The sequence below is a fragment of the Pseudomonas sp. A25(2017) genome (assembly GCF_002001065.1).
GTDB lineage: Bacteria > Pseudomonadota > Gammaproteobacteria > Pseudomonadales > Pseudomonadaceae > Aquipseudomonas > Aquipseudomonas kilonensis.
This window is the reverse complement of sequence record NZ_MUOA01000046.1, coordinates 117,204-141,257: the sequence shown is the minus strand read 5'-3', so window position 1 is coordinate 141,257 and position 24,054 is coordinate 117,204. Positions and strand designations below refer to the sequence as shown.

The 24,054-nt window shown below is 61.5% G+C and carries 23 protein-coding genes; 12 read left to right on the top strand and 11 right to left on the bottom strand.

The window, feature by feature from the left end; translation table 11 throughout:
* The first annotated feature begins 5 nt into the window (after positions 1-5).
* From B0E42_RS07705 to B0E42_RS07655, 11 genes are all read left to right on the top strand, one after another.
* Positions 6-455: a VOC family protein gene (locus B0E42_RS07705; RefSeq protein WP_003200799.1), complete on the top strand. Its 450-nt coding sequence runs from the start codon at positions 6-8 to the stop codon at positions 453-455.
* Between the two features lie 14 nt (positions 456-469).
* On the top strand, positions 470-1,072 hold the full coding sequence (locus B0E42_RS07700; protein ID WP_053179077.1) for an amino acid synthesis family protein: 603 nt from the start codon (positions 470-472) through the stop codon (positions 1,070-1,072).
* 25 nt (positions 1,073-1,097) lie between these two features.
* On the top strand, positions 1,098-1,961 hold the full coding sequence (locus B0E42_RS07695; protein ID WP_018600559.1) for an alpha/beta fold hydrolase: 864 nt from the start codon (positions 1,098-1,100) through the stop codon (positions 1,959-1,961).
* A 2-nt stretch (positions 1,962-1,963) separates the two neighbouring features.
* Positions 1,964-3,571 carry a bifunctional 3-(3-hydroxy-phenyl)propionate/3-hydroxycinnamic acid hydroxylase gene (locus B0E42_RS07690; protein ID WP_077506139.1) on the top strand — a complete coding sequence of 536 codons (1,608 nt, stop codon included), beginning with the start codon at positions 1,964-1,966 and terminating at the stop codon, positions 3,569-3,571.
* A complete protein-coding gene (locus B0E42_RS07685; RefSeq protein ID WP_077506138.1) occupies positions 3,568-4,332 on the top strand; it encodes a 2-keto-4-pentenoate hydratase in 765 nt (254 codons plus the stop codon). The genes B0E42_RS07690 and B0E42_RS07685 overlap by 4 nt, the downstream gene beginning before the upstream one ends.
* Before the next feature lie 175 nt (positions 4,333-4,507).
* Positions 4,508-5,449, top strand: coding sequence for a helix-turn-helix domain-containing protein (locus B0E42_RS07680; RefSeq protein WP_077506206.1), 942 nt, complete (start codon positions 4,508-4,510; stop codon positions 5,447-5,449).
* A gap of 406 nt (positions 5,450-5,855) precedes the next feature.
* Positions 5,856-6,524: a GntR family transcriptional regulator gene (locus B0E42_RS07675; RefSeq protein ID WP_024616528.1), complete on the top strand. Its 669-nt coding sequence runs from the start codon at positions 5,856-5,858 to the stop codon at positions 6,522-6,524.
* Between the two features lie 76 nt (positions 6,525-6,600).
* The gene (locus B0E42_RS07670; protein ID WP_018600568.1) at positions 6,601-7,407 is read left to right on the top strand and encodes an ABC transporter substrate-binding protein; all 807 of its coding nucleotides are present in this window, start codon (positions 6,601-6,603) and stop codon (positions 7,405-7,407) included.
* Positions 7,408-7,419: 12 nt separating this feature from the next.
* Positions 7,420-8,196, top strand: a complete 777-nt coding sequence (locus B0E42_RS07665; RefSeq protein WP_077506137.1) for an amino acid ABC transporter permease — start codon at positions 7,420-7,422, stop codon at positions 8,194-8,196.
* Between the two features lie 2 nt (positions 8,197-8,198).
* Positions 8,199-8,978: an amino acid ABC transporter ATP-binding protein gene (locus tag B0E42_RS07660; protein ID WP_003200817.1), complete on the top strand. Its 780-nt coding sequence runs from the start codon at positions 8,199-8,201 to the stop codon at positions 8,976-8,978.
* A 42-nt stretch (positions 8,979-9,020) separates the two neighbouring features.
* Positions 9,021-10,631 carry a gamma-glutamyltransferase family protein gene (locus tag B0E42_RS07655; RefSeq protein WP_077506136.1) on the top strand — a complete coding sequence of 537 codons (1,611 nt, stop codon included), beginning with the start codon at positions 9,021-9,023 and terminating at the stop codon, positions 10,629-10,631.
* Between the two features lie 54 nt (positions 10,632-10,685).
* Here the strand turns inward: B0E42_RS07655 and B0E42_RS07650 are convergent, their stop codons facing one another.
* The 5 genes from B0E42_RS07650 to B0E42_RS07635 all read right to left on the bottom strand — a co-directional run bounded on the left by B0E42_RS07650 (position 10,686) and on the right by B0E42_RS07635 (position 15,380).
* Positions 10,686-11,924, bottom strand: a complete 1,239-nt coding sequence (locus B0E42_RS07650) for a DUF2599 domain-containing protein (RefSeq protein WP_077506135.1) — start codon at positions 11,922-11,924, stop codon at positions 10,686-10,688.
* A gap of 141 nt (positions 11,925-12,065) precedes the next feature.
* Positions 12,066-12,236: a hypothetical protein gene (locus B0E42_RS31050; protein ID WP_168188498.1), complete on the bottom strand. Its 171-nt coding sequence runs from the start codon at positions 12,234-12,236 to the stop codon at positions 12,066-12,068.
* 61 nt (positions 12,237-12,297) lie between these two features.
* Positions 12,298-13,329: an NADP-dependent oxidoreductase gene (locus B0E42_RS07645; protein ID WP_077506134.1), complete on the bottom strand. Its 1,032-nt coding sequence runs from the start codon at positions 13,327-13,329 to the stop codon at positions 12,298-12,300.
* A gap of 90 nt (positions 13,330-13,419) precedes the next feature.
* Positions 13,420-14,208, bottom strand: a complete 789-nt coding sequence (locus B0E42_RS07640) for an SDR family oxidoreductase (protein ID WP_053179095.1) — start codon at positions 14,206-14,208, stop codon at positions 13,420-13,422.
* A gap of 77 nt (positions 14,209-14,285) precedes the next feature.
* Entirely contained in the window at positions 14,286-15,380 is a 1,095-nt protein-coding gene (locus B0E42_RS07635; protein ID WP_018600586.1) for an alkene reductase, read from the bottom strand.
* Positions 15,381-15,550: 170 nt separating this feature from the next.
* Between B0E42_RS07635 and B0E42_RS07630 the strand changes: the two genes are divergently transcribed.
* Positions 15,551-16,153 carry a TetR/AcrR family transcriptional regulator gene (locus tag B0E42_RS07630; protein WP_053179099.1) on the top strand — a complete coding sequence of 201 codons (603 nt, stop codon included), beginning with the start codon at positions 15,551-15,553 and terminating at the stop codon, positions 16,151-16,153.
* A gap of 935 nt (positions 16,154-17,088) precedes the next feature.
* On the opposite strand, the gene B0E42_RS07625 is transcribed toward B0E42_RS07630, so the two are convergent.
* The 6 genes from B0E42_RS07625 to B0E42_RS07600 all read right to left on the bottom strand — a co-directional run bounded on the left by B0E42_RS07625 (position 17,089) and on the right by B0E42_RS07600 (position 23,933).
* A complete protein-coding gene (locus B0E42_RS07625; RefSeq protein WP_018600589.1) occupies positions 17,089-18,081 on the bottom strand; it encodes a LacI family DNA-binding transcriptional regulator in 993 nt (330 codons plus the stop codon).
* Positions 18,082-18,156: 75 nt separating this feature from the next.
* Positions 18,157-19,659 (bottom strand): glycoside hydrolase family 32 protein, encoded by a 1,503-nt coding sequence (locus B0E42_RS07620; protein ID WP_174599571.1) that lies wholly within the window; start codon positions 19,657-19,659, stop codon positions 18,157-18,159.
* Entirely contained in the window at positions 19,656-20,801 is a 1,146-nt protein-coding gene (locus B0E42_RS07615) for an ABC transporter ATP-binding protein (RefSeq protein ID WP_077506132.1), read from the bottom strand. Before B0E42_RS07615 ends, B0E42_RS07620 begins: the two co-directional genes overlap by 4 nt.
* 31 nt (positions 20,802-20,832) lie before the next feature.
* Complete coding sequence (locus B0E42_RS07610; protein WP_018600596.1) at positions 20,833-21,675, bottom strand: carbohydrate ABC transporter permease; 843 nt, start codon at positions 21,673-21,675, stop codon at positions 20,833-20,835.
* The gene (locus B0E42_RS07605) at positions 21,672-22,637 is read right to left on the bottom strand and encodes a carbohydrate ABC transporter permease (protein WP_053179105.1); all 966 of its coding nucleotides are present in this window, start codon (positions 22,635-22,637) and stop codon (positions 21,672-21,674) included. The genes B0E42_RS07610 and B0E42_RS07605 overlap by 4 nt, the downstream gene beginning before the upstream one ends.
* A gap of 21 nt (positions 22,638-22,658) precedes the next feature.
* Positions 22,659-23,933, bottom strand: a complete 1,275-nt coding sequence (locus B0E42_RS07600; RefSeq protein ID WP_018600600.1) for an ABC transporter substrate-binding protein — start codon at positions 23,931-23,933, stop codon at positions 22,659-22,661.
* Positions 23,934-24,054: the final 121 nt, after the last annotated feature.

The window sequence follows — 24,054 nt, the reverse complement described above, 5'->3', positions numbered from 1 at the left end:
GCGCGATGAAAGTCGAAGTCGTTCGTACTCACCTGTCGCTATCCGTGAGCGACCCTGAAGTGTCGGCGCGTTGGTACGCCGACGTGCTGGGCATGCATGAAAGCGCCCGGGGTGAAAGCTGGATCATGATGGCCTTCGGTGCCAAGCACCACGACATCGCGTTGCTGCGCGCGGCACCCGGGGCCCACCAGGGCGGCCTGGGGCTGCAGCACTACGGGCTGGAGATCGCGGGCGACATGACCACCCTGCGCAAGCTCTACGGCATGTTGCTGAAGAAGGGCGTCGAGGTGGTGAAGATCACCGACCACGAGATCGGTAACGGCGTGTATTTCAACGACCCCGATGGCAATCGCCTGGAATTCTTTCTCGAGTCCGAACACGACGATGCACGCGGCAAGGCCCGCTTCAAGGCCGCTGGAGCCCCCAGCCGGCATTTCGATCTCGACCCACTTTGAAAGAGACTGCTCTTATGAAAACCGCAAATTTCGCCAGTTACCACATCCGCAAATGGTACAGCTTCGTCGAGGAAACCCTGGCCAACGAAACGGGCCAGTTGGCCGACGGTGAACCGCTGTTCAAGTACGCCATTGGCGCGGTGATCGCCAACCCTTATGCCGGCCGTTTCAGTGAAAGCCTGGCCGAGCTGATAGAGCCGTCACCTTTGCTGGGCCAGGAGTTTGGTCGGCGCATCCGGGTAATGGCTGGCCAGCGCGAGATCGTCAGTTACGGCAAGGCGTGCCTGGTGGGCAGCCAAGGCGAGTACGAACATGGCAATGCCTTGCTGACCAACCCGGCGGCGGATCCGATCCGCGTCGCGTTGGGCGGCGGCAAATCCTGGGTGCCTTCCACGGGCAAGCGTGGCGGGCCTGGCGTGACCATCGATGTGCCGCTGGCCCACAAGGATGCGCTGTATGTCCGTTCGCACTACGACAGCATTTCGCTGTCGTTCGGCGATGGTCCCGCAGCCGACGAGTTGGTCATCATCTGGGCCTTCGCCACGCGTGGGCGCTTGCATGCGCGCCTGGGTGGTCTCCAGGCTGCCGACGTCAAGGGCAATGACGGCCTGTATTGAGGTACGGATCGTGGGAAGCGAACGAATGTCTGCAAACAGCCAGTTCTTCACCAATCGATCAGGGCTGCGCCTGCATTATCTGTCCTGGGGCAATCCGTCGGGCATCGCGGTGGTGCTGCTCCACGGGTTGCGCTCCTATGCCCAGACCTGGGATGGCCTGGCCAATGCATTGGGCGAGCGGTACTGCTGCTACGCCCTTGACCAGCGTGGTCGTGGTTACAGTGACTGGGCGGATGCCGCCAGTTATCGGACCGAGGCCTATGTCAACGATCTTGAAGATCTGGTGGCGCATCTGGAGCTGCGGCGTTTCGTCCTGGTGGGACATTCTCTCGGTGGCACCAATGCACTGGAGTATGCGCGGCTCAATCCGGGACGACTGCAAGCGTTGGTGATCGAGGACATCGGCCCTGGTTCTTCGGTCAGCGGTGACGGCGCCGAGCGGATTCGGCGCGAGATGAGCCAGACACCGTTGTTGTTTCCTGACTGGGAGAGCGCCGCCCAGTTCTGGCTGCAAGCGCGACCTGGCCTCTCTCAGGAGGGGCTGGCTTCCAGGTTGATGTATTCCATGAAGGAAACCCTGGCTGGCATCGAATGGCGTCACGACCAGCAAGGTATTGCCCAGGCGCGCCTGAGTATTACCCCGACCGACCTGTGGCCGGCGGTACGGGCGCTGGATTGCCCGACGCTGTTCATTCGTGGCGCCCGTTCCGATTTCCTGCCCTTGGCGACCCTCGAGTCGATCAAGCAGGCCAATAAGTGGGTGCGCACAGAGGAAATCGCCGACGCCAGCCATTACGTCCATGATGACCAAAGCGCAATGTTCAACCTTGTCGTCATGGACTATTTGTATGACCAATGCCTACAACCACAACAACAAAGCGGTGAATAGCGATGAAGCAGGAGAAAACCCAGGTTGTCATCGTGGGCGGCGGCCCGAACGGGATCACGGCCGCTCATTACATGGGGCTGTACGGTATCGACTGCATCGTCCTCGAATTGGCTGACGGCGTGCTGCCGTATCCCCGCGCGGTGGGCATGGATGACGAGGCGCTGCGGGTGTTGCAGGGCATCGGCATCGCTGAACTGGCGGCGCGCGACATGATCTGCAACGTGCCCCTGCGTTACTACAATGCGCGAGGCGTGTGTTTTGCCGAGGTCAAGCCGAGCACGGCAAACTATGGCTGGCCGATGCGCAACATCTTCATGCAACAGTTGCTTGAAACGACCTTGCGCGAGCAGTTGGGCAAGCACGCCAGTGTCGCGTTGCGCCAGGGCCATGAAATGCTCGATCTGGAGCAGGATGCCGAGGGCGTGACCTTGCAGGTGCGCGATGCCCAGGGCGAGCTCTATCAATTGCAGGCGCAGTACGTGATCGGCGCCGATGGCGGACGTTCCAGCGTGCGCAAGAAACTCGGTATCGAGTTGCTGGGGCTGACCCACCCGCGCAAATGGGTGGTGATCGACACGGCCAACGACTCCCTGGATGCACCGTACACCGCCCTGCATGCCGACCCTCAGCGACCCTTCGTCTGCATCTACCTGCCGTATCAGCAGCGGCGCTGGGAGTTCATGCTCCTGGAGGGCGAAGACGAGACCCGGATGTGCGAAGAGGCGACGATCCGGGACTTGATCCGTGGGCATATCGGCGATGCGGTCGATCAACTGGAAATCATCCGGATCCGCGCCTACACCCATAACTCCCGGGTCGCGGCGCGCTTTGTCCAGGGCCGGGTGGCATTGGTGGGGGATGCGGCGCATATTTCCCCGCCCTGGGCCGGGCAGGGGCTCAATTCCGGCCTGCGTGATGTCGCCAACGTCAGCTGGAAGCTCGCCGCGATCCTCCAAGGGCGGGCGTCGTCGGCGATTCTTGCCAGTTACGACCAGGAGCGCCGTGGGCATGCGACCGATCTCATCGCGTTGGCCGACAACATGGGCGCTGTCCTGGGGCTGACCAACCCGTTGATGGCCGGTGTGCGGGACTGGTTGTTCCAGGCCGTCAACAGCGTCGACAACCTGCGCTCGCACTTGCTGGAATTCAAGTTCAAACCCAAGGCAACCATCACCAAAGGCCTGGTTCATCACGAGCGCGCCGAGCTGCATGAGGATGATCTGGTTGGGCAGTTGTTCATCCAGCCGTCTGTCGAAGATGCCCAGGGCCAGCGCCGGCGCCTGGACGATGTGCTGGGGCATTCCTATGCGGTGCTGGGGTATCGGGTCAATCCGAGCGAACAGCTCAGTGAAGAAACCGCCGCTTGGTGGGCGCGCTGGGAGACGCGTTTCATCCAGATCAATCGCTCGCGCAGTGGCGTGGGGCGTAACCAACCCTTGTCCGCCAATGGCGCCATTTGCGTCGAGGACGTCGATAACCGCTTGGGCGAATGGTTTGCCAAGGTGCGTGACTGCGTTGTGGTGGTGCGACCGGATCGGTTCGTTGCCGCGATCACCACACCCGAGCGGCTCGAAGGCGTGTTGCGCAAATTGGCGGAGCAGCTCTCATGAGGCGTGAAGACGATCTTCTGGTCCGGCTTCAGGATGCCGCGCAGGCCGTACACGCCTTGCCTTCGCTGGAGCCTCAGGCCGTCGCCCAGCAGGAGGGCTACACCTTGCAACGCGAGGCGCTGCGTCGGCGCCAGACCGCTGGTGAGCGGTTGACCGGGTGGAAAGTGGCCTTCGCCAGCCGCGCCGCCCAGGACCGTTTCGGTATTGATGAACCGGTATTGGGCGCGCTGACCGATGCCATGGCTGTGGAACCCGGCAGCACGGTGACCCTGGCACGGCTGATCCAGCCCAAGCTGGAAATCGAGCTGGCGTTTGTCCTGGGGCGCACGCTGGTGCCGGGTTTCTACAGCGACGAGGACATCTTCGCTGCCATCTCCGAGGTCGCGCCGGCATTCGAAATTGCCGATTGTCGCTGGCAGGACTGGCGTTTCGGCGTCGGGGCGTTTCTTGCCGACAATGCCGCCGCGGGGCTGTATTGCCTCGGGGCGAGGGTGGGGTTCGATCCGGATCGACTGCCCGAAGTGAACTATCGCCTGGTGCATGACGGCGTGCCCTGCGGTGAAGGTAACGTCCTGGCGCGCGAGGACACCCCTCTGGCGAATCTGTGTTGGCTGGTCCGGCGGTTGCTGGCCGACGGGCAGCGCGTTGAAGCGGGGCAGGTGGTGCTGTCCGGGGCGTTGTTGGCGCCGATGGACGTCAGGGCAGGCGAATATCGTTTGCACATGCTTGGCACGGAACTGGCTTTGGTTTTCCGGCGATAAACACTGTTCACCGTAGGAGCTGCCGAAGGCTGCGATCTTTTGATCTTTCGCTTGAGATTCAAGTGTCTTTGGAAAGATCGCAGCCTCGCTTCGCTCGACAGCTCCTACACAGCGTCCGACACAGCTCCTGTATAGCACCGGGTAGTAAGTACAGCGTCACCGAGGAACAATGATCATGTTCGCCGAAGTCCGTACCTTCAATGATCCTCAGCAACATGCCGGTTCGATCCTGGGCTGGCAACAGGTCTATGACCAACTCGGGCGTGGCTGCCTTTCCAGCGAACTGCGGCAGGTGTGTGCCGATCGTTTCCAGATATTCCAGGAGGTGCTGGATAAACGTGTGGTGCAGCGCGGTTGCGCGCCCAAAGGGCGCTTGTGCATTGCCATGTCGCTGGGCGGTGCGCCGGTGGTCCAGGGGCACCAAGTGGGCGCTCACAGTGTCGTGCTGTTGCGCGATGGCGAGGACTTCGTCTTGCACGCCCCGGAAGGCATGCACTTCTTCGCGGCTAATGTCGACACGGTGCGGTTCGCCAAGCTGGCGGCCTACGAACTGTCGAGCGAACAGCTCAAGCGCTTGAAAAGCGTGTCCCAGGTCAGCGTGGATGAGGCGGTGCTGCGCCGGGTGCAGCAAAGGATCCACCCACTGTTTCGTCACCTTTTGGAACAGGCGGACGCGGTCAATCCCGCCGCGGAAAAAATCCTCGAAGACGTCCTGCTCAACGCCTTTCTCGACCTGTTCAGTCACGCTTCGGACGAGGTGCGTGGCCGGCGCGGCAATTTTGCCGTCAGTGCCTATCTGGTCAAACGTTGCCAGGAGCTGGTCGTCGCCAGCGCCGATGTGCCCTTGAGCATCCTCGATTTGTGCGAACAATTGCGGGTCAGCCGCAGGACCCTGCAGAACAGTTTTCAGGCGGTGACCGGGATGCGTCCGGTGGAGTACCTGCGCAACCTGCGGCTCAATGCCGTGCGCCGGCGTTTGATCACGACCCGTGCGGCGGCACTGAACGTCAGTGAAATCGCCGTGGCGATGGGTTTTTTCCACCTGAGTCATTTCGCGGCCCATTACCGGGCGCTGTTTGGCGAGTCACCCTCGGATACGCCCCGGGCGCCTGCATGATGGGCTCCAGATGCGCAGGCGAAATCTGTGGCGAGGGGATTTATCCCCGTTGGGCTGCACAGCAGCCCCAAAAGCACTGAACTCAATCTTCCTGGCACACCGAGTTGCCTGGTTCGGGGGCCGCTTCGCAGCCCAGCGGGGATAAATCCCCTCGCCACAATTCATCTAGCCAGCCTTAAGTGAACGGTATTCGCGATGTTACCGAAGCGCCATCTTGCACCCCTAAAAGGCAGCCACTGAGCTATTTGGTAGCACACCTGGGCGATCCAGGTCTTCAGGTTGGCAGTCGTTTTTCCAAGTAAATTCCTTAAAATCAATTACTTGCACAGTGGTGCGTGAGCTTGGCACGCATTCTGCTTTTTTGAATCCATGGATAATTGGATACAAAAATGCAGAAGGTGCTGCCATGCAATTTGCCCCGACTTACGTTGAACGCCCACCGATGACTGCCGAGGAGGAGGCCTACAACTTCCTGCTCGATGCGATTTGTGGCGGTCGGTTACGCAAAGGCGACCGGCTGATTGCCGAGGACATCGCCAACGAGATCGGCATGAGCCGGATGCCGGTGCGCGAAGCCTTTCGCCGTCTGGATGCCCAGGGCCTGGTGACCCTGCGACCCAATCGCGGGGCGATTGTCAGCGGCCTGGACATCGATGAGTTGCACGAAGTCTTCGAGATGCGCAGCGCCCTGGAAGGCCTGGCAGTCCGTGTCGCGACAGCCAGGATTGGTGAGCGCCAGTTGGCTGCCTTGGAGCGACTGCTGGACGAGATGGACGATTACCGCGAGGAAAGCGCCGAGTGGGTCAGCCGCCATCGCGCGTTCCATGAATACCTGTGCAGCCTCAGCGGTCGCCCGCGATTGCTCAAGCAGATCAGCGCGCTCTATTCCCTGATCGAAGCGCCCATGCGCCTGTGGTTGCAGCACGTGGAAAAGCCCCTGAGTGCGCGCCAGGAGCACATGCTGATTCTCGACGCCCTGCGTGCGGGCGATGCCGACAAGGCCGAGGCGGTGGTGCGTGCGCACATCGAAGGCACCGTTCCTGAATTGATCGAGTTCCTGCAATCAAAAAAATAACGAGAGCAGGTTTCGAATCTGCCCGTGTTCTGACTTTGAGTACTGCCCGTTACTTACTGAACTGGAGTGTCTGGTCATGCATAAGCCTCGCCTGTTGGTTGCCGCTTTATCCTTGGGTTTCTGTGCGCAGTGGGCGGTTGCCGCGCCCGTTGTCCCGGAGCGTTTGCTCAAGGTCGATAAACTCGTCTACTGCTCGGGCATGGATTCGCCGCCGCTGGTGTCCTTTGATGAGGCGCAGAAACCCAAGGGACTGACCGTGGACCTGGGGCTGGAAATCGCCAAGCGCCTGGGCGACAAGAAGGTGGAGTGGCGGGTCATTCCCTTTTCCGGATTGCTCCCCGCGTTGCTGGCCCGCCAGTGCGACATGATCGTCGACCAGTTGTTTGATAAACCCGAGCGCCGCGAGGTGATCGACATCGTCAACTACATGTATTCCAGCCAGGCGGTGGTGGTGCCCAAGGGCAATCCAAAGGGCCTCAAGACACTGCCGGATCTCTCCGGAGACAAGGTCGCGGTGCTCAACGGTTCCACCATCAAGACCCTGCTCGACGCCGAGAACGAGACCCTGGCCAAGGCCGGCAAGCCGCCTATGAAACTGGTGGTCTACAACACCGACACCGATGCCTTCCAGGCCCTGCGCATCAGCCAGGTCGACGCCTACGGCACCACCGTGGAAACCGCCGGTTACTACGCCACCATGGCGCCCGATCTGTTCGAGGAGGGCGTGCCAGCCTTCAGCCGGATTCTCACCGGCCTGGGCATTCGCAAGGACGATCCGCAACTGACCGCCGCCGTGCAGCAGATCATCGGCGATATGCGCAGCGATGGCAGCTACAGCCAACTGCTGGGCAAATGGCATGTCGCCAGTGACACACTCGATTGAGGTGAACCGTTGATGAATTTCAATTGGGATGTGTTCTGGCAGTACCTGTTGCAGCCCAGTGGGGTGTACCTCACCGGGCTCTGGTTGACTTGCCTGATCAGTGTGCTGGCGATGTTGCTGGGCTGTGCTCTCGGGCTGGCCGCCGCGCTGTTGCGGTTGTCGAGCAACCCCTTGCTGCATTTGCCTGTGCGTTTTTACGTGTGGCTGATGCGCGGTACACCGTTGCTGGTGCAGATCGTCTTTCTCTACACCGCACTGGCCGCCGGCGGGATTTTCCGCTTCGAAGACATCGACCTGTTCGGCCTGGTGATCCCCGGCAATATCCAGGCGGCGATCATTGCCCTGGGCCTCAACGAGGGGGCCTACATGGCCGAGATCATCCGCGCCGGCATCGGTGCGGTGGACAAGGGCCAATACGAGGCCGGGCGCTCGCTGGGCATGACCTTCGCCAAACTGATGCGCCGCATTGTGCTGCCCCAGGCGTTCCGGGTCATCGTTCCGCCGCTGGGCAACGAGTTCAACGTGATGCTCAAGAACACCACGCTGGTCAGCGTGATCGGCGTACAGGAGCTGTTGCTCAGTACCCAGATGGTCACGTCGGCGACGTTCCGGGTGTTCGAGCTGTACCTGGTGGTGGCGATCTATTTCCTGTTGCTGACCACGTTGTGGGGCTTTTTCCAGCGCTGGCTGGAGGCCCGTTTCGGCCAGTCGGACCGGCCCTCGTCACCGCCGCCGGCGTCGATGCGGATGTTCGGTCGCAGCACCCTGAACCTGCTGAGGGCACGTTAACCATGGCGCATAAAAGCGAAGAGCTGATCATCGAGGCGCTGGATGTCCACAAGTCCTTCGGCGAGCTGCAGATTCTCAAGGGCATCTCCCTGCAAGTGCGGCGCGGCGAAGTGGTGGTGCTGATCGGCGCTTCGGGCTCCGGCAAGACCACCTTCATCCGCTGCATCAACTTGCTGGAGGACATCCAGGGCGGGCGCATCCGCGTCAATGGCCGGGCCATGGGCTATCGCGAACGGGCCGACGGCAGCCTGGTGCGTGAGTCGGAGCGCAACATCGCCCGGCAGCGGCGGGACATCGGCATGGTCTTCCAGCGCTTCAACCTGTTCCCCCACATGACCGCCCTGGAGAACATTATCGAGGCGCCGATCCAGGTGCTTGGCGTGACTCGCACCGCAGCGTTGGAGCAGGCCCGCGGCCTGCTGGAACGGGTCGGCCTGGCGGACAAGGCCGATCACTACCCGTCGATGCTCTCCGGCGGCCAGCAACAGCGGGTGGCGATTGCCCGGGCCCTGGCCATGAAACCCCAGGCCATGTTGTTCGACGAACCCACCAGCGCCCTCGACCCGGAGACTGTCGGCGAGGTGTTGCAAGTGATGAAGGAGTTGGCCGAGGAGGGGATGACCATGGTCGTGGTGACCCATGAAATGGGTTTTGCCCGGGAAGTGGCCGACCGTGTGGTGGTCCTGGACCAGGGCGAGCTCATCGAGCAGGGGCCGCCGGAGCAGATTTTCTGTCACCCCATTCATCCTCGTACCCGGGCTTTTCTCAGTCGCGTGTTATGACTTTTCCCGGCCACTGAATTCCTGTATCGAAGAGCCTTCACCATGCTGAAATTTTCTGCCCACGAATATCCTTATCCGTCGCAACGCCAAAGCGTTTTCGCCCGTCGAGGCATGGTCGCCGCGTCCCAGCCCCTGGCTGCCCAGGCGGGCATCGAGATCATGCAAAAGGGCGGCAATGCCATCGACGCCGCCATCGCCACCGCAGCCGCACTGACCGTGGTCGAACCCACCGGCTGTGGCATTGGCGGTGACGCCTTTGCGCTGGTCTGGTGCAAGGGCCAGTTGCACGGCCTCAACGGCAACGGCCATGCACCGGCTGCCTTGAGTATCGAGGCGGTCAAGGCCGCCGGCCACGAGCAGATGCCGCTCTATGGCTGGACACCGGTGACCGTCCCGGGCTGCCCGTCGGCCTGGGCCGAGTTGTCTCGACGCTTTGGCAAGCTGCCCTTTGCCGAGCTGCTGCAACCGGCGATTAGCCTGGCGCGGGACGGCTTTGCGCTGTCGCCGGTGGTTGCCCATCAATGGCAGGTCGCGGTGAACGAGTTCACGCCCCATCGCGATGCCGTCCTCGAGGCCTGGTTCGACACCTTCCTGATCGAAGGCCGGGCGCCACGGGCCGGGGAGGTTTTTCGCAACCCGGCCCAGGCGCGCACCCTCCAGGAATTGGCCGACACCCGCTGCGAGAGCCTGTATCGCGGCGTGTTGGCCGAGCGCCTGGACGCCCATTCCCGGGCCAGCGGCGGCTATCTGCGCGCCTCGGACCTCAAGGATTATCGCGCCCAGTGGGTGGACCCCATCCACGTCAATTACCGAGGCGTGGATGTCTGGGAAATCCCGCCCAGCGGGCAGGGCCTGGTGGCCTTGATGGCGTTGAAGATATTGGAAGGCTTCGACTTCGATCACCGTGACAGCCAACAGACCTGGCATCGCCAACTGGAAGCGATGAAGTTGGCCTACAGCGACGGCCTGCACTACATCACCGATCCTTTGCACATGCGCGTGGCGGTGGCTGACCTGCTCAGCGATGACTACAGCGCCCACCGTCGTCGGCAGATCGGCGAACAGGCCCAACCGCCCGCGCCCGGCGACCCCCACGCCAGCGGCACGGTGTACCTGGCGACTGCGGATGGGGAGGGCAACATGGTCTCGTTCATCCAGAGCAACTACCACGGGTTCGGCTCTGGCGTGGTGCTGCCCGACAGCGGCATCGCCCTGCAGAACCGTGGGCAGGAGTTCAGCCTCGATTCGACCCACGCCAACTGCCTGGCCCCAGGCAAGAAGACTTTCCACACCATCATTCCCGGTTTCCTCACCCGCAATGGCGAGGCCCTCGGTCCCTTCGGCGTGATGGGCGGCTACATGCAGCCCCAGGGGCATGTGCAGATGGTCATGAACCTGGTGGATTTCGGCCTGAACCCGCAAGCGGCACTGGACGCACCGCGCTGGCAATGGCTGGGGGCGATGAAGGTCGGGATCGAGCACGGGGCCTCACGGGACCTGGCCAATGCCCTGGCACGACGGGGGCATGAGGTCCAGATCGCCAGCGACCTGACCGACTATGGCCGCGGCCAGATCATCCTGCGCGACCCGGTCAGCGGTGTGCTGTGTGGTGGTACCGAACCCCGGGCGGATTCGCATATTGCTGTTTGGTAAATACGTGATCCGCCGATACCTGGAATATCGGCAGATCGCGTTGCCGCTCAAGCCTCAGTAAGGATTGCAGTACTGTGCGACAGCCCTGGCCTGGTCGACGTAAGGCCGTGCCGGCTCAAGGTTCCACTCGGGTTTGTTCCTGACGGGTTTGCCATCGAAGGTTGCCGCCAGATGACACACCAATTGCCGGCGGAGGGACCCGCCGTAGACGCTGTATTGCCGCCATTGCCCGTCGTCTTTGTGCTTGTTGTACAGCTCGGCAAACATCCTGTCGGTCTGGTCATCCTTGATCGCGCGACCGCATGCCGTGGGCACGACTTGGAGCGACCAGGTGTCGGGCCCAAGCTTCGGATCAGGGCGTTTCACCCAAGTGCTGGATTCGATGTAGCGGTCACAGAATTGTTGCGTGGGCGGCGACGGGGTTTGGGTGCAGGAGAACGTGGCCTTGCTGCCCGGCGTCCTGGGGAAGTCGATCTTGATGATGTTGCGATCCTTGCCGGTCTTGTCCTTGTAGTCCCGTTGGTTGGCCAGGGCATCGTTCAGGCCACGTTGATCGCTGTAGAAAAACGCCAGGATCGGCAGTGCATCGTCTTTCGGGTTACCCAGGCGCAGTTCGGTCTGGGTTTGAAATTCGCGGGTATTGATGACTTGCCGGGCGCCCATGAAGTTTCGAAACGCGTCGACCCGTTCCCGGCTGCTCATGGGGTTGCGCATATTGAAACCACATTGCAACTGGTCTTGCTTCCTGTCGTTGTTGAACCGGGTGAAGTGCGCGACCCAGGCATTGGCATTGAGGATAGGCGGCGCCATGGCCTGGCAGACCGCCTCTGTCTGGGCGGTGTTTTTATTGTTGCCACAACCTCGATCATCGCGAAAGTCGGTCCAGGCATCGTTCGGAAATGCACAGTAGATGTGCACCGGGGTTTCCGGTTCGCGTACCTGGTCGATCGGCGTGATGATGTAGCCGTTCTGGGTGCTCATGCCAGGGTCTTCATAGCTGATGCCATCGACCCGCATCCAGGAGGCGGCAAAGGTGCCCAGCTCTTTCGCTTTCGGGCTTGGGTTCCAGACATCCCATTTCTCGCCCTTCGCCGGGTTGGCGCGGTGAGTGCCCCTGATCAGCAACCCCGAACAATCCGAGGCTGGGTCCTGCCGGCAACTGTCGACGGTGTTGTTGTACAACCCCTCCACCCGTCTCAGCGTCTCTTCGCACGACTCGGCGTTGGCCGCTGTCGGTTGCCAGAACAATGGGAGGACGAGCAGTGGCGTGATCCTTTTCAAACGTGTCTTCATGACGTGACTTCCTTGTGTGGGAACCGGTAGCCGGCACGGCATTCCATGCCGGGGAAAGAGAAAGCAGAAGGGTTTGTGGTGCCGGCCGCGGGGTTCATTGAGCCTGTCGCGGGCATCGGCGGCGTTGTGGACGAGGGCAACTCAACGCGAGAGCGAATGGCAACCAGCCGCGGCATCGAGTTCCTGGTGCGCGTCCTTGAGGATGTTGTAGTTGGGGTTGATGCGGGGCTTCAGCGGATCATGCGGCGACTGGGCAGCTACCGCCTGGAACGCCAGGGGCAAGGTAAAAAACGCACGAGCAGCTGCGCACATGTCGACACTCCTTGTCGAACGAGATGGGTGAGTTTCAAGGTAGTCAACCGATTCCCGCAGGTCAAATCAGCGCCTTTCCTTCAGGGGCCATTCCCGAGTGGATCTTGATGACGACCTTGCCCTTCGATCGTCCTTGTTCGACATAGCTCAGGGCATCGGCTGTTGCGTCGAAGGGGAAGGATCGGTCAAGCACCGGCTTGATGCTGCCGGATTCGACGAGCGTGCTGATCTCACGCAGTTGAGCGCCGCTGGCACGCATGAACACGAAGGCGTAGCTCACACCTTTTCGGCGGGCCTTGCGGCGTATACCGCTGCTCAACAGGCCCATGATCAGTCTCAGCACCCAGGAAAATCCCTGGGCCCGGGCGAACTGCGGGGTGGGTGGCCCGGAGATGGAAATGAGCTGGCCGCCGGGTTTGAGGATCTTCAGCGATTTCTCCAATTCATCGGCGCCCAGGCTGTTCAACACGACGTCATAGTCCTGCAGAACGTTGGCGAAATCCTGTTGCTTGTAATCGATGACAATGTCCGCGCCCAGGGCTTTGACCCACGCCACATTGGCGGTGCTGGTGCTGGTCGCAACGAAGGCGCCGAGGTGCTTGGCAAGCTGGATGGCGAGGGTGCCGACGCCACCTGAACCGGCCTGGATGAAGACCTTTTGGTCTTGCTTCAGTCGGGCGGTTTCAACCAGTACCTGCCAGGCCGTCAGGGCGACCAAGGGCAGGGCAGCGGCTTCTTCCATGCTGATGTTTGCCGGTTTCACGGCCAGGGCATTTTCGTTCACTGAGATCTGCTCGGCGAAGGTGCCGATGTACCCATCCGGGGCGCGGGCATAGACTTCATCGCCCGGCTTGAATTGCTCGACACGGGATCCCACGCGGACCACGACCCCGGCCACGTCATGCCCCAATACCAAGGGAAACGAGTAGGGCAGGATCAGTTTGAACTCGCCTTTGCGAATCTTTGAATCCAGGAGGTTGACGCTGGCGGCGTGCACGCGGACCAGAACGTCGTGGTCAGCCACTTCAGGAGCCGGTACCTCGCCAATACGTCCAGCGTGCTTGCCGTAGCGGTCGATTAAAAATGCCTTCATGGTGCTTTGTTCTCATAAGGGGGCAACAGGCTGGTCAGGTGTCCAGAAATACCGGCGCTGTCCTTCGCGCCGGCGCCCGCTAAACGATGATCACGCCGGGTCTTGATAGCGTTCGGCAACATGGGACTGCCGGATTTGCCCGAGCAGGCCTTGACGCGCAGCCTGCAAGGCATCCCAGCGTGCTTCTTCATGCAGGGGTGGGATGGTCACCGGCTCGCGACGATCAAAACCGACCAACGCGGCATCGACCAGGTCACCGACTTCCATGACTTCACTCAAGGTGTTGATATCGATGCCCGCGCGTTCCCAGATCTCGGTACGGGTGGCCGCTGGCAGGACGGCTTGCACGTAGACGCCTTTCGGGGAGAGTTCCAGGCTGAGGCCCTGGGAGAGAAACAATACGAACGCCTTGGTCGCGCCGTAGACCGACATACCGAACTCCGGTGCCAGGCCAACCACGGAGCCAATATTGATAATCGCGCCGTCACCCGCTTTGACCAGGCGTGGGGCGATGGCGCTGGCCAGCCGGACCAGCGCGGTGGTATTGAGCGCCACGAGGTGCGCGACGCTGTCGGTCGATTGTTCGATGAAGGTGCCGGATTGGGCGGCACCGGCGTTATTGACCAGGATGCCGATGTTGGCGTCATCGCGCAGCCGGGCTTCGACGGTTGTCAGGTCGCCGATCTGAGTCAGGTCGGCCTGGAGAATATCGACGGCAACGTTGTGTTCGCTGCGCAGCTTGGCGGCCAGGGCTTCCAGGCGCGCGCTGTCGCGGGCCACCAGGACGAGATCGTGTCCACGTTGCGCAAAGCGCTGGGCATAGACAGCACCAATGCCGGTGGAGGCGCCAGTGATGAGAACGGTTGTGCGAGTGTCCATGGGAAATTCTCTTCTTCAAGGTATTGATGAGCGAGTCGCGCGCGGTTGTTCAGGCGCGCAGTCGGGTCTGGCCGGTGTTACCGCGCGCTGGATTCAGCGAGCGTTGGATAATCGATGTAGCCCGTCGCACCACCACCGTAGAGGGTAGCGGGATTGAATGCCGACAAAGGCGAACCGGTTCTGAGCCGCTCCACCAGGTCCGGATTGCCGATGAACGGCCGGCCGAAGGCGATCAGGTCAGCCTTGTCTTCGACGAGTCGTGAGGTAGCCAGGTCCAGGTCGTAGCCGTTGTTGGCGATGTAGGTGTTTTTGAAGCGCTGGCGCAAGGCAGCAAAGTCGAAAGGCACAACGTCGCGCGGCCCACCGGTCGCGCCTTCGACCACATGCAGGTAAACGATGTCGAGGGCGTCGAGCTGGTCGACCAGGTAGTCGAACTGCGCCTGTGGCGCGCTGCTGGACACACCATTGGCCGGCGAGACCGGCGAGATGCGCAGGCCGGTGCGGTTGGCGCCGACTTCATCCACCACGGCCGCGGTGACTTCCAGCAGCAGGCGCGCACGATTTTCAATCGAGCCGCCGTAGGCATCGGTGCGCACGTTGGCGCCGTCCTTGAGGAACTGGTCCAGCAGGTAGCCGTTCGCGCCGTGGATCTCTACGCCATCAAATCCCGCGGCGATGGCGTTCGCCGCCGCCTGGCGAAAATCGTTGACGATCCCCGGCAACTCGCTGATGTCCAGCGCTCGCGGTTCGGAAACGTCCTCGAAACTGTTGTTGACGAATACCTTGGTCGCCGGACGCAAGGCGGAGGGGGCAACTGGCGCCGCACCATTCGCTTGCAGGTCGACGTGGGAAACGCGGCCGACATGCCACAGCTGCAGGAAAATCCGCCCGCCTTTGGCATGCACGGCCTCGGTGACCGTGCGCCAGCCGTCGATCTGCGCCTGGGTGTAGATCCCGGGTGTGTCCTGATAGCCCTGTCCTTGCTGGGAAATCTGTGACGCCTCGGAGATCAGCAGGCCGGCCGACGCTCGCTGGCTGTAGTAAGTGGCAGCGAACTCGCTCGGTACAAAACCTTGCCCCGCACGGTTACGTGTCAGCGGCGCCAGGACCACTCGGTTGGAAAGCGTGAGATCACCCAACGTGTAGGGCGTGAACAGGATCTGGTCGGTCATGGCGTCTTGTTTCCGTCGGTTTGGATAAAGGGAGCGCGTGCAGCCTGGCGAGGTGAGCACGGCTTTTCATTAGGATGATGATCGAAATCTAAACTGTCAACGAATTTGATTATGTTCGACATCTATGTATGATGTGAGCATGATTTTCGAGCAGCACGAGGGAGTGAAAAATGAGGGTGACCAAGGCCCAGGCCCAGGCAAATCGAGAGCACATCGTCGAGACGGCCTCTGTCTTGTTTCGCGAGCGAGGCTTTGACGGTGTGGGTGTGGCGGACCTGATGGCGGCTGCTGGCTTCACCCATGGCGGGTTCTACAAGCATTTCGGCTCCAAGGCCGACCTGATGGCCGAAGCGGCAGCGAGCAGCCTTGCGCAGTCGCTGACCGACAATGCGGGCATCGACGTGCCTGATTTCGTCGATCTTTACGTGTCCAGGGACCACCGTGACGGCCGGGGCGGCGGTTGCACCATGGCGGCACTGTGTGGCGACGCTGCCCGTCAATCGCCCGAACTGAAGGCCACCTTTGCCCGCGGCGTCGAAAACACCCTGGCCGCGCTCGAAAGCCGGTACGAGGCCGGGCAAGACGCGTCGCAGGAAGCACCGCAGGAAGCGATCAGGGCAAAAATGCTCGACATGTTGGCGCATGCCGTCGGGGCGATCATGTTGTCGCGGGCCTGCCCGGACGATTCCGTGCTGGCCGATGAAATCCTCGAGGTTTGCCGCGCCCAGATCATCGCGGCGCTGCCGCCGTCGCCCGCGAAACAGCCTGAGTGATCATAATGCTGTTCACTTAAGAAAAACGGTGCACCCGTGGCCAGCAATTGCTCCCGCTGGGCCGCGAAGCGGCCCTTTTTGTGAGCGCTTTGCACTCAAGCGGGAGCAAGCTCCTATCAAACAAAACGCAAGCACTTGATTTTCTATAACAAATTCCAGGTCAAGGCTGCACGGTAGCGAGAATGTTCAATTTCCACTGAAAATGTGGTTGCCCAGAATCTATGGCCAACTATCAGACCGCCTTCGCGAGCAGGCTCGCTCCCACAATTGGACCGGAGTACGACCGGAAGAGCCAGGTCGGCTATGAGGCCGCCTCGCGACGGACGTTGATCTCGGCGCCCCGTTAACTACGATGGCCGAACGCAGGCATTGCGTAGTGGGCAACCCGGCATGGATGCCGGGTTAGCCGCGCTGGGCCATGGATGGCCCTTCGCGGCGGCCCACGGAGCAATGCCGGAGTGAGGGCACACCGAGCCTAGGCGAGGTGCCGAGTGGTGGGGCAAAAGCGTTTTGCTTACTTTTGACTGGGCCGGCTCCCGGGCTTCTCAAAAGTGAGCCGCCGTCAGGGCGGAACCCTAAGTGGCCGTTACCGCAGCGATGGATATGTACTCGGCCATAATCCTGGCCAACTGTCAGACTGACTTCGTGCGCAAGCTCCTATTCAAAAACTCAGGTATCTGATCTTCTAAATAGATTCCAAGGCGCAGGCTACACAGTGGCGAAAGGGTTCACTCTCCTATACGTGGTCACAGCATGCTATGCCAACAACGACTCCACGCCGATACCGTGTGGGCCGCTCTCCCTCTCGGGTGCGAACACGCCAGTGATAACTGCGGCCTCTGTCCTGCGCGCACCTCCTATCTGAGGCCGAATAATTGTTTGCTGCGCGACAGCGCAGCGTCGGCGACTCCCTCGCCACGGGTTTGTCGGCGGTCTTATAGCGACGCCCTGACCACCAGCGGGCAATCCACCGGCTGGGCGCCCGATACCTCGAGGTTCTCGATCAGGTGCCGGGCCGCCTGGCGACCGATCTCGTAGTACGGCAGTTGTACGGTGGTCAGTGGCGGGACGAACAGTTCGGCGATGCCGATCATGTTGTCATAGCCGAGCACCGCGACATCGCCGGGAATTTTCAGGCCGCGACCCAGCAACAACTGATAGGCGCAGAAGGCGATGCGGTCGTTGCCGCAGACCAGGACGTCGAATTGCGGACGGCCGTCAACGATGTGCCGGTCGAGAATGGCGGCGGTTTCACCATAGGCGTCGTGATCGGAAAGGTCGTATTGCAGGAGTGCTTCAGGTGCCAGCCCGACGGCTTGACAGGCGCGTTGCAAGCCTTGCTGGCGCAGACCCCAGGCAAGACTCTTCCTCGGTAAATTGATACACAGCGGGCGCCGATAGCCTTGGCTCAACGCATGCTGCATGGCTCGATGTTGCCCGGCTTCATCATCCGGCACATAACTGACCAGGTGGCTGTCATCGGCCAGGCAATTGGCGAGCACCAGCGGTTTGCTCTTGAGTCGCTCGGGAATGCTCACCTGGCGCAATCCCATGGCACTGAAAATCAACCCGTCGGGGCGGTGCGACAGCATCAGGTCGATGTTCTGGTCGGTGGGCGGGTTGCTCAACAGGTTGAGGATGAAGACGTTCCAGCCTGCCTGCTGCGCGGTCTGTTCGATGGACAGCAGCAACTCGACGGCGAACGGTGTGGTCGCGGTGTCCAGTGCGAACACACCGATGGTGCGCGCCTGCAGGTTGTCGCCGCGCATCCTGCGCGCCGACAGGCTCGGTACGAATTGCAGTTCCTCAATGGCGCGACGTACCCGCTGAAGGGTTTCGGGGCTCAGTTTTTCCGGCGTGTTGAGCGCGCGCGAAACCGTCATCAGGGATACGCCGGCCAGCTGTGCAACGTCTTTCACTGAAGTCATGCGAAGTGCGGCCAGTCAGGTTGACGCAGAATCATGACACAGGCCCTGGGCTTCTCGCGACTCCAATGGCGGTACTCACAGCCAGCCCGAGTCCAGCGGCCACGCCTTGGGGATGGCGACGCGCCCGCCAGTGCCGTTTGCCAACAGTTTCACCCCGAGGCTGTCGGGCCGCGGATAGAGGCGGCTGCTGAAGCTGAAGCGGCCGTTTTCCTCAAACACCTCGATGGACGAGCGATCGAGAAATACCCGCAGGTGCAGTTGCGTTTGCGTCGGCTCGATCGACACGCTGCGCTGACCGCTCACTTGCGCACCCGAGCGGCTGCGATCGAGTACCAGGCGTTGCAGTGACGCGTCGTAATAGAGCAGGGTTTGCTCCTGCTCATCGGCACTGCAGCGCAAGGCAATGCCCAGGTGGCCTTCGGTGCAGCCGAGCAGATCCAGATGCACATGGATCTCCAGCCTGTCGCCCTGCACCTGCGGCACCCAGCGGCTGCCCGACTCGCCCCACGGCGCGATGCTCGGCAGCGGCGCCTGGCGCAGCGCGGTCAGTTCCCGTGCCGGAAACACGCCAAGGCGATCGCCCTGCAGTTCAAGCTCGCGGGGCAAGCCGAGCATGCCGCACCAGTGATGGGCCTGGCTCGGCATCGGGCTTTCCCACATGTCCAGCCAGGCCCACACCAGGCGCCGACCATCGGCGGCCTCCAACGTTTGCGCGGCATAGAAATCGTGACCGTTATCCAGTTCGATGAACGGCCCGCCGGTGAAGTGCCATTGGTTGTCGAGCCGGCCGATGCGATAACCGGTCTGGTACTTGTTGAGCCGTTCGTAACCTTCGGGTTGCATGCCCTGGGGGGAGTACAGCAGCACGTCACGCCCGTTTAGGCGAAACAGGTCCGGGCATTCCCACATGTAGCCATCGCCCTCATTACCGCTGGACACGTAGTCGAGGAACTCCCAGGTGTGCAGGTCGGTGGAGCGGTACAGCGGCAGCAGCGGTTTGTCGCCCAGGCGCGCGCCGGCAATCAGGTACCAATGGCCGTCCTCCTGCCAGACCTTCGGGTCGCGAAAGTGCATGATCGTTTCTTGCGGCGCGTCTTCGATGACGGCGCCATGCTTGACGAACCGGATGCCGTCGTCACTGGTGGCCAGGCACTGGACCTGGCGGATAAAGCGCTCGTCACCCACTTCTCCCAGCCAGGTGTGCCCGGTGTAGATCAGCGCCAGGGTGTCGCCACACACCACCGCGCTACCGGAAAAACAGCCGTGGCGGTCAAAGTCATCGCCTGGCGCCAGGGCAAGGGGCAGATGCTGCCAATGGACCAGATCGGCGCTCTTGGCGTGTCCCCAATACATCGGACCCCATTTGGCATCGAAAGGGTGGTGTTGGTAGAACACGTGATATTCACCACGGAAAAACACCACCCCGTTAGGGTCGTTCATCCAGCCCGCGACAGGCGCCAGATGATAGTCAGGGCGATAATCGTCGATGAGACGAGACTGACCTTCACTCAGCGCCTGCTGCGCATGTTCAAGGGGGGAGGGCATGGGGGCGTTCATGGCATTTACAGACACAGTCATAGGGCGCCTGCTTTTGGCGAGCGCTGTGGGACGTCCTCCGGGAGGACTTCAATAACAGCAGGGTGGCGTCTCAAGGCCGTGCCATCCGCGTCGAACAGATGCACGCTGCCGAACGCCAGTTGCAGTTCAACCCGATCGCCCACTCGCCATCCGGCATTGACCTCACAGCGACAGATCAACGGTTCATCCTCGCCTGACTCCAGGTGCACGTAGGTTTCGCTGCCCAGGTATTCGACCCCGACCACGACGACCCCAGCGCTGCCTTGCGCCGCTTTGAGCGACACGTGTTCCGGGCGAATCCCCAAGGTCAGCGGACTGTTCGCGGCCAGGTGGGCGCTGTTGAAGGGCAGGGGCGTCATGCCCAATAAAGGGCTGTCGATCTGGCTGGTTTCACCTGGGGTGTGCAGGCGCGCCGGCAGAAAGTTCATCTTGGGCGAACCGAGGAAACCGGCGACAAAGCGGCTGGCCGGGTGCTCGTAGAGTTCGCGTGGCGAGCCGACCTGTTCGATGCGCCCGCCATTGAGCACGACAATCTTGTCCGCCAGGGTCATCGCTTCAACCTGGTCGTGGGTCACGTAGATCATGGTCGAGCCCAGGCGCCCATGCAGCCGAGCGATTTCGTTGCGCATCTGCACGCGCAGGGAGGCGTCGAGGTTGGACAGCGGCTCGTCGAACAACAGAATGTCCGGTTCCCGCGCCATGGCCCGGCCCATGGCCACGCGCTGGCGCTGTCCACCCGACAGTTCCCGTGGCTTGCGTTGCAGCAGTTTGTCCAACTGCAGGATCTGCGCGGTTTTCAGCACTCGCTCGCGCAGGGTGGTCTTTTCGGTCTTGGCCAGTTTGAGGCCAAAGCTGATGTTGTCGTAGACGCTCATGTGCGGGTACAGCGCATAGGACTGGAACACCATGCCGACGCCACGCTCGCGCGGCTCCAGGTCATTGACCCGGCGTCCGTCGATCAGCAGGTCGCCGTCACAGATCGAATCCAGTCCGGCGATCAGCCGCAGCAAGGTCGACTTTCCGCAGCCCGAAGGGCCGACGAAAACCACGAATTCACCTGCCGAGATTTCCAGGCTGACGTCGCGAAGAATGCGTGCGCCGCCCAATTGTTTGTTCACGTTGTCCAGCTTCAACTTGATCACGATGCTGTTCCTTTCTTATCTGTGTTGGGCCTCAACCCTTTAACGCGCCGGCAGTGAGGCCGGAAACGATGCGGCGCTGGAAGACCAGCACCAGAATCACCAATGGAACCGTGACCAGCACCGACGCCGCCATCAACAAGCCCCAAGGCAATTCATGGGGGCTGCCGCCGGAAATCAGCGCGATGGCGACCGGGACCGTGCGTTGCGAGTCGGTCAGGGTGAAGGTCAGGGCAAACAGGAACTCGTTCCAGGCGGCGATGAAGGCCAAAAGCCCCGTGGTGACCAGTGCCGGCCAGAGCAGCGGCAACAGCACGCGGGTCAGCGTGACCCAGGGTGACGCACCGTCCATGATGGCGGCCTCTTCCAACTCATGAGGCAGTTGCCCCATGAAGGTAGTCAGTACCCAGACGGTGAAGGGCAGGGTGAAAATCGTGTAGCTCAGGATCAACGCCCAGGACGTGTTGTACAGGCCCAGGGCACGGATCACTTCGAACAATCCCGACAGCACTGCGACTTGTGGAAACATCGAGACGCCCAGGACCATCATCAACACCACGCCGCGTCCGCGAAACTTCACGCGGCCCAGGGCATAGGCGGCGGTCAGGCTGAGGAACAACGCCAGTGCGACCACGCTCAGCGCGACCACCAGCGAGTTGCCGATGGCCCGCAGGAACGAGGCCTGGCTCAGCACGGCGGCATAGTTGGAGAAGTCTGGGTTGTCGATCCAGTAGCTCACCTGGAACAAGGCGCTGGACGGCTTCAGCGACGTCACGATGGCGTAGTAGAACGGGAAGACCGCATACAGCAGCAAGATCCCGATCAGGCACCAGAACCCGGCGCGCAGCAGGGTTTTTTTCAGCAGGCGCGGGCTCATGAGCGAACCTCCAGTTGACGGCGTCCGAGGTACAGGTACGCCATGGCGATGACCGCCACGACCAGGAACAGCAAGGTCGAAGCGGCGCTGCCGTAACCGACGTCCTGGAATTCCACAAGGTGCTGGCGGGCATAGACCGACATGCTCATGGTGCTCGATGAGTTCGAGGTCAACACATAGATGACGTCGAACACTCGCAAGGAATCGAGGATGCGAAAGATCGCCGCCACCAGCAATGCCGGCATCAGCAGCGGCAGGGTGACCCACCAGAACACTTTCACCGGGTGAATGCCATCGACCCTGGCGGCTTCGTAGCAGTCGCTGGGCAACATCTGTAAGGCCGCCAGCATCAGCAGCGTGACGAAGGGCACGGTCTTCCAGACGTCGACGACGATCACTGCCCACATCGACAGGTCGGCGTCGGCTGTCCAGGCCAGGGGCGCATCGATCAGGCCGAGGCCGAGCATTATGTGATTGATGATGCCGAACTGGTCGTTGAGCATCCATGACCAGATTTTCGCCGAGACGATGGTCGGGATCGCCCAGGGGATCAGGATCAACGCCCGCACCAGGGCGCGTCCGGTGAACTTGACGTTCAGCAGCAACGCCACCAGCAGCCCCAGTACGATTTCCAATCCCACTGACACCACGGTGAAATGCAAGGTGTTGCGCACCGCATTCCACCACTGTGGGTCGACCAGGATGCCCGACCAGCCAGCACTGCTGTGAAACAGATAATTGCTCAAGCCGACAAAGCTGGCATCGCCCGTGTCGGCCAGGCTGGCGTCGGTCAGGCTGAACCAGAATGTGCGCAGCAGCGGCCAGGCCGCCACCAGGGCCAGGCACAGCAACATCGGGCTCAGGAACAGCCAGGCGGCGCGAACGCGACGGCGTTGTACCGGCGTTTCCCGAGTGAGCAGGTGCTCGTCGTCGCCGGGGGCGAGTGTAGTGGAGACAGACATGGTGATTTCCTTCCTTGTGGCTTACCAGTTCCGGCGTTTGATGCGCGTAAGTTCGCTTTCCAGTTCGGCCAGCGCTTGATCGACCGGCCGTTCGCCCGCCAGCACGCCGTGCACTTGATCGAAGAACGCATTGGAGACCCGTGGATAGCGGTCGGCGGTGATTGAAGCAGGGCGCATGACCCCATCATTGAGGATGCTGCGCAGTTGACTGTAGTAAGGCATGGCCGCGAGCAACTCGGGATCCTGGTACAGCGACTCGATCACCGGGTTGTAGGCGCCAACCAAGGCGCGGTGTTTCTGCTGTTGGGCGCTGCTCAGGTAGCTCACCAGCTCTGCGGCGAGCTTGGGGTTGGCGCTGTAGCGCGACACCGCCAGGCCCCAGCCACCGAGGGTGGACGCATGGGTGCCCGTCTCGCCGCCGCGGGGCAGGGGAGCGACGCCGACCTTGTCCTTCACGACGCTGTCCTGGCTTTGCACCAGGGCCCAGACATAAGGCCAGTTACGCATGAACAGCGCATTGCCCGACTGGAAGACGCCGCGTCCTTCTTCCTCGGTGTAGTTGAGTACGCCACGCGGGGAAATGTCTCCCACCCAGCTTTTGGCCAAGGTCAATGCGGCCCTTGAGGCCTGGCTGTTGACCACGATGTCGCCTTGCGGATTGACCAGCCCGCCTTGCGGCTGGCTGCTGATCCACTCCAGGGCATTACACGTCAGGCCTTCGTAGGCGCGCCCCTGGAATACATAGCCCCAGGCATTGGCGTTCCCGGCATCACGCTCGGCTTGCTGGACAGTCTTGGCGGTAGCCGTCATTTCTTCCCAGGTCTGGGGCACGGGCTTGTTGTACTTCTCGAGCAAGTCCTTGCGGTAATACAGCAGCCCCGAGTCGGTGAACCACGGCATGGTCACCAGGCGCCCGTTCACCGTGGCGTTGTCCACCTGGGCCTGGAAGTAACCTTGGGTAGCGTTGGCAGGAAGCACCTCGCGCAGGTCCATCAAGTGTTTGGCAAGCATCCCCGGCCACACCATGTCGATCTGGATGATGTCGATGTCGCTGGATTGCGCACTGAGGATCTGTTGGTAGAACGACAACCGTTCGGTTGCCGAGTTAGGGGTGGAAACCACTTCGACGCTGTTGCCGGTCTGTTTCGACCACGCCTCGACGGCCTCCTTGCACAGTTGCAATTCAGCACCCACGGCACCGCAGGAAATCGTCAGGCTGGCGGCTGTGGAGAGGGATGGAAACCCGACGCACAGGCCGAGCAGTGCCGCTGGAAGGATCGATTTGAGCTGTTTCATAAAGCCCTCTTTATTTTTGTTTTTAGAAAAGTTAACGTTAACATCGCCAAATGTATCAGTGTATTTGCGATGAGGCATCCTTTTTTTCCTTGGGTCTGACAATTCAGAACCTGGGCAAAAA

Bases quoted from the DNA above. Each gene is read 5' to 3' on its own strand.
- B0E42_RS07620 (WP_174599571.1), bottom strand. From the start codon at position 19,659: ATGACTGTGTCTGTAAATGCCATGAACGCCCCCATGCCCTCCCCCCTT.
- B0E42_RS07600 (WP_018600600.1), bottom strand. From the start codon at position 23,933: ATGAAACAGCTCAAATCGATCCTTCCAGCGGCACTGCTCGGCCTGTGC.
- B0E42_RS07660 (WP_003200817.1), top strand. From the start codon at position 8,199: ATGGCGCATAAAAGCGAAGAGCTGATCATCGAGGCGCTGGATGTCCAC.
- B0E42_RS07655 (WP_077506136.1), top strand. From the start codon at position 9,021: ATGCTGAAATTTTCTGCCCACGAATATCCTTATCCGTCGCAACGCCAA.
- B0E42_RS07695 (WP_018600559.1), top strand. From the start codon at position 1,098: ATGTCTGCAAACAGCCAGTTCTTCACCAATCGATCAGGGCTGCGCCTG.
- B0E42_RS31050 (WP_168188498.1), bottom strand. From the start codon at position 12,236: ATGTGCGCAGCTGCTCGTGCGTTTTTTACCTTGCCCCTGGCGTTCCAG.
- B0E42_RS07625 (WP_018600589.1), bottom strand. From the start codon at position 18,081: ATGACTTCAGTGAAAGACGTTGCACAGCTGGCCGGCGTATCCCTGATG.
- B0E42_RS07605 (WP_053179105.1), bottom strand. From the start codon at position 22,637: ATGTCTGTCTCCACTACACTCGCCCCCGGCGACGACGAGCACCTGCTC.
- B0E42_RS07680 (WP_077506206.1), top strand. From the start codon at position 4,508: ATGTTCGCCGAAGTCCGTACCTTCAATGATCCTCAGCAACATGCCGGT.
- B0E42_RS07635 (WP_018600586.1), bottom strand. From the start codon at position 15,380: ATGACCGACCAGATCCTGTTCACGCCCTACACGTTGGGTGATCTCACG.
- B0E42_RS07705 (WP_003200799.1), top strand. From the start codon at position 6: ATGAAAGTCGAAGTCGTTCGTACTCACCTGTCGCTATCCGTGAGCGAC.
- B0E42_RS07640 (WP_053179095.1), bottom strand. From the start codon at position 14,208: ATGGACACTCGCACAACCGTTCTCATCACTGGCGCCTCCACCGGCATT.
- B0E42_RS07685 (WP_077506138.1), top strand. From the start codon at position 3,568: ATGAGGCGTGAAGACGATCTTCTGGTCCGGCTTCAGGATGCCGCGCAG.
- B0E42_RS07610 (WP_018600596.1), bottom strand. From the start codon at position 21,675: ATGAGCCCGCGCCTGCTGAAAAAAACCCTGCTGCGCGCCGGGTTCTGG.
- B0E42_RS07690 (WP_077506139.1), top strand. From the start codon at position 1,964: ATGAAGCAGGAGAAAACCCAGGTTGTCATCGTGGGCGGCGGCCCGAAC.
- B0E42_RS07630 (WP_053179099.1), top strand. From the start codon at position 15,551: ATGAGGGTGACCAAGGCCCAGGCCCAGGCAAATCGAGAGCACATCGTC.
- B0E42_RS07650 (WP_077506135.1), bottom strand. From the start codon at position 11,924: ATGAAGACACGTTTGAAAAGGATCACGCCACTGCTCGTCCTCCCATTG.
- B0E42_RS07665 (WP_077506137.1), top strand. From the start codon at position 7,420: ATGAATTTCAATTGGGATGTGTTCTGGCAGTACCTGTTGCAGCCCAGT.
- B0E42_RS07645 (WP_077506134.1), bottom strand. From the start codon at position 13,329: ATGAAGGCATTTTTAATCGACCGCTACGGCAAGCACGCTGGACGTATT.
- B0E42_RS07700 (WP_053179077.1), top strand. From the start codon at position 470: ATGAAAACCGCAAATTTCGCCAGTTACCACATCCGCAAATGGTACAGC.
- B0E42_RS07675 (WP_024616528.1), top strand. From the start codon at position 5,856: ATGCAATTTGCCCCGACTTACGTTGAACGCCCACCGATGACTGCCGAG.
- B0E42_RS07670 (WP_018600568.1), top strand. From the start codon at position 6,601: ATGCATAAGCCTCGCCTGTTGGTTGCCGCTTTATCCTTGGGTTTCTGT.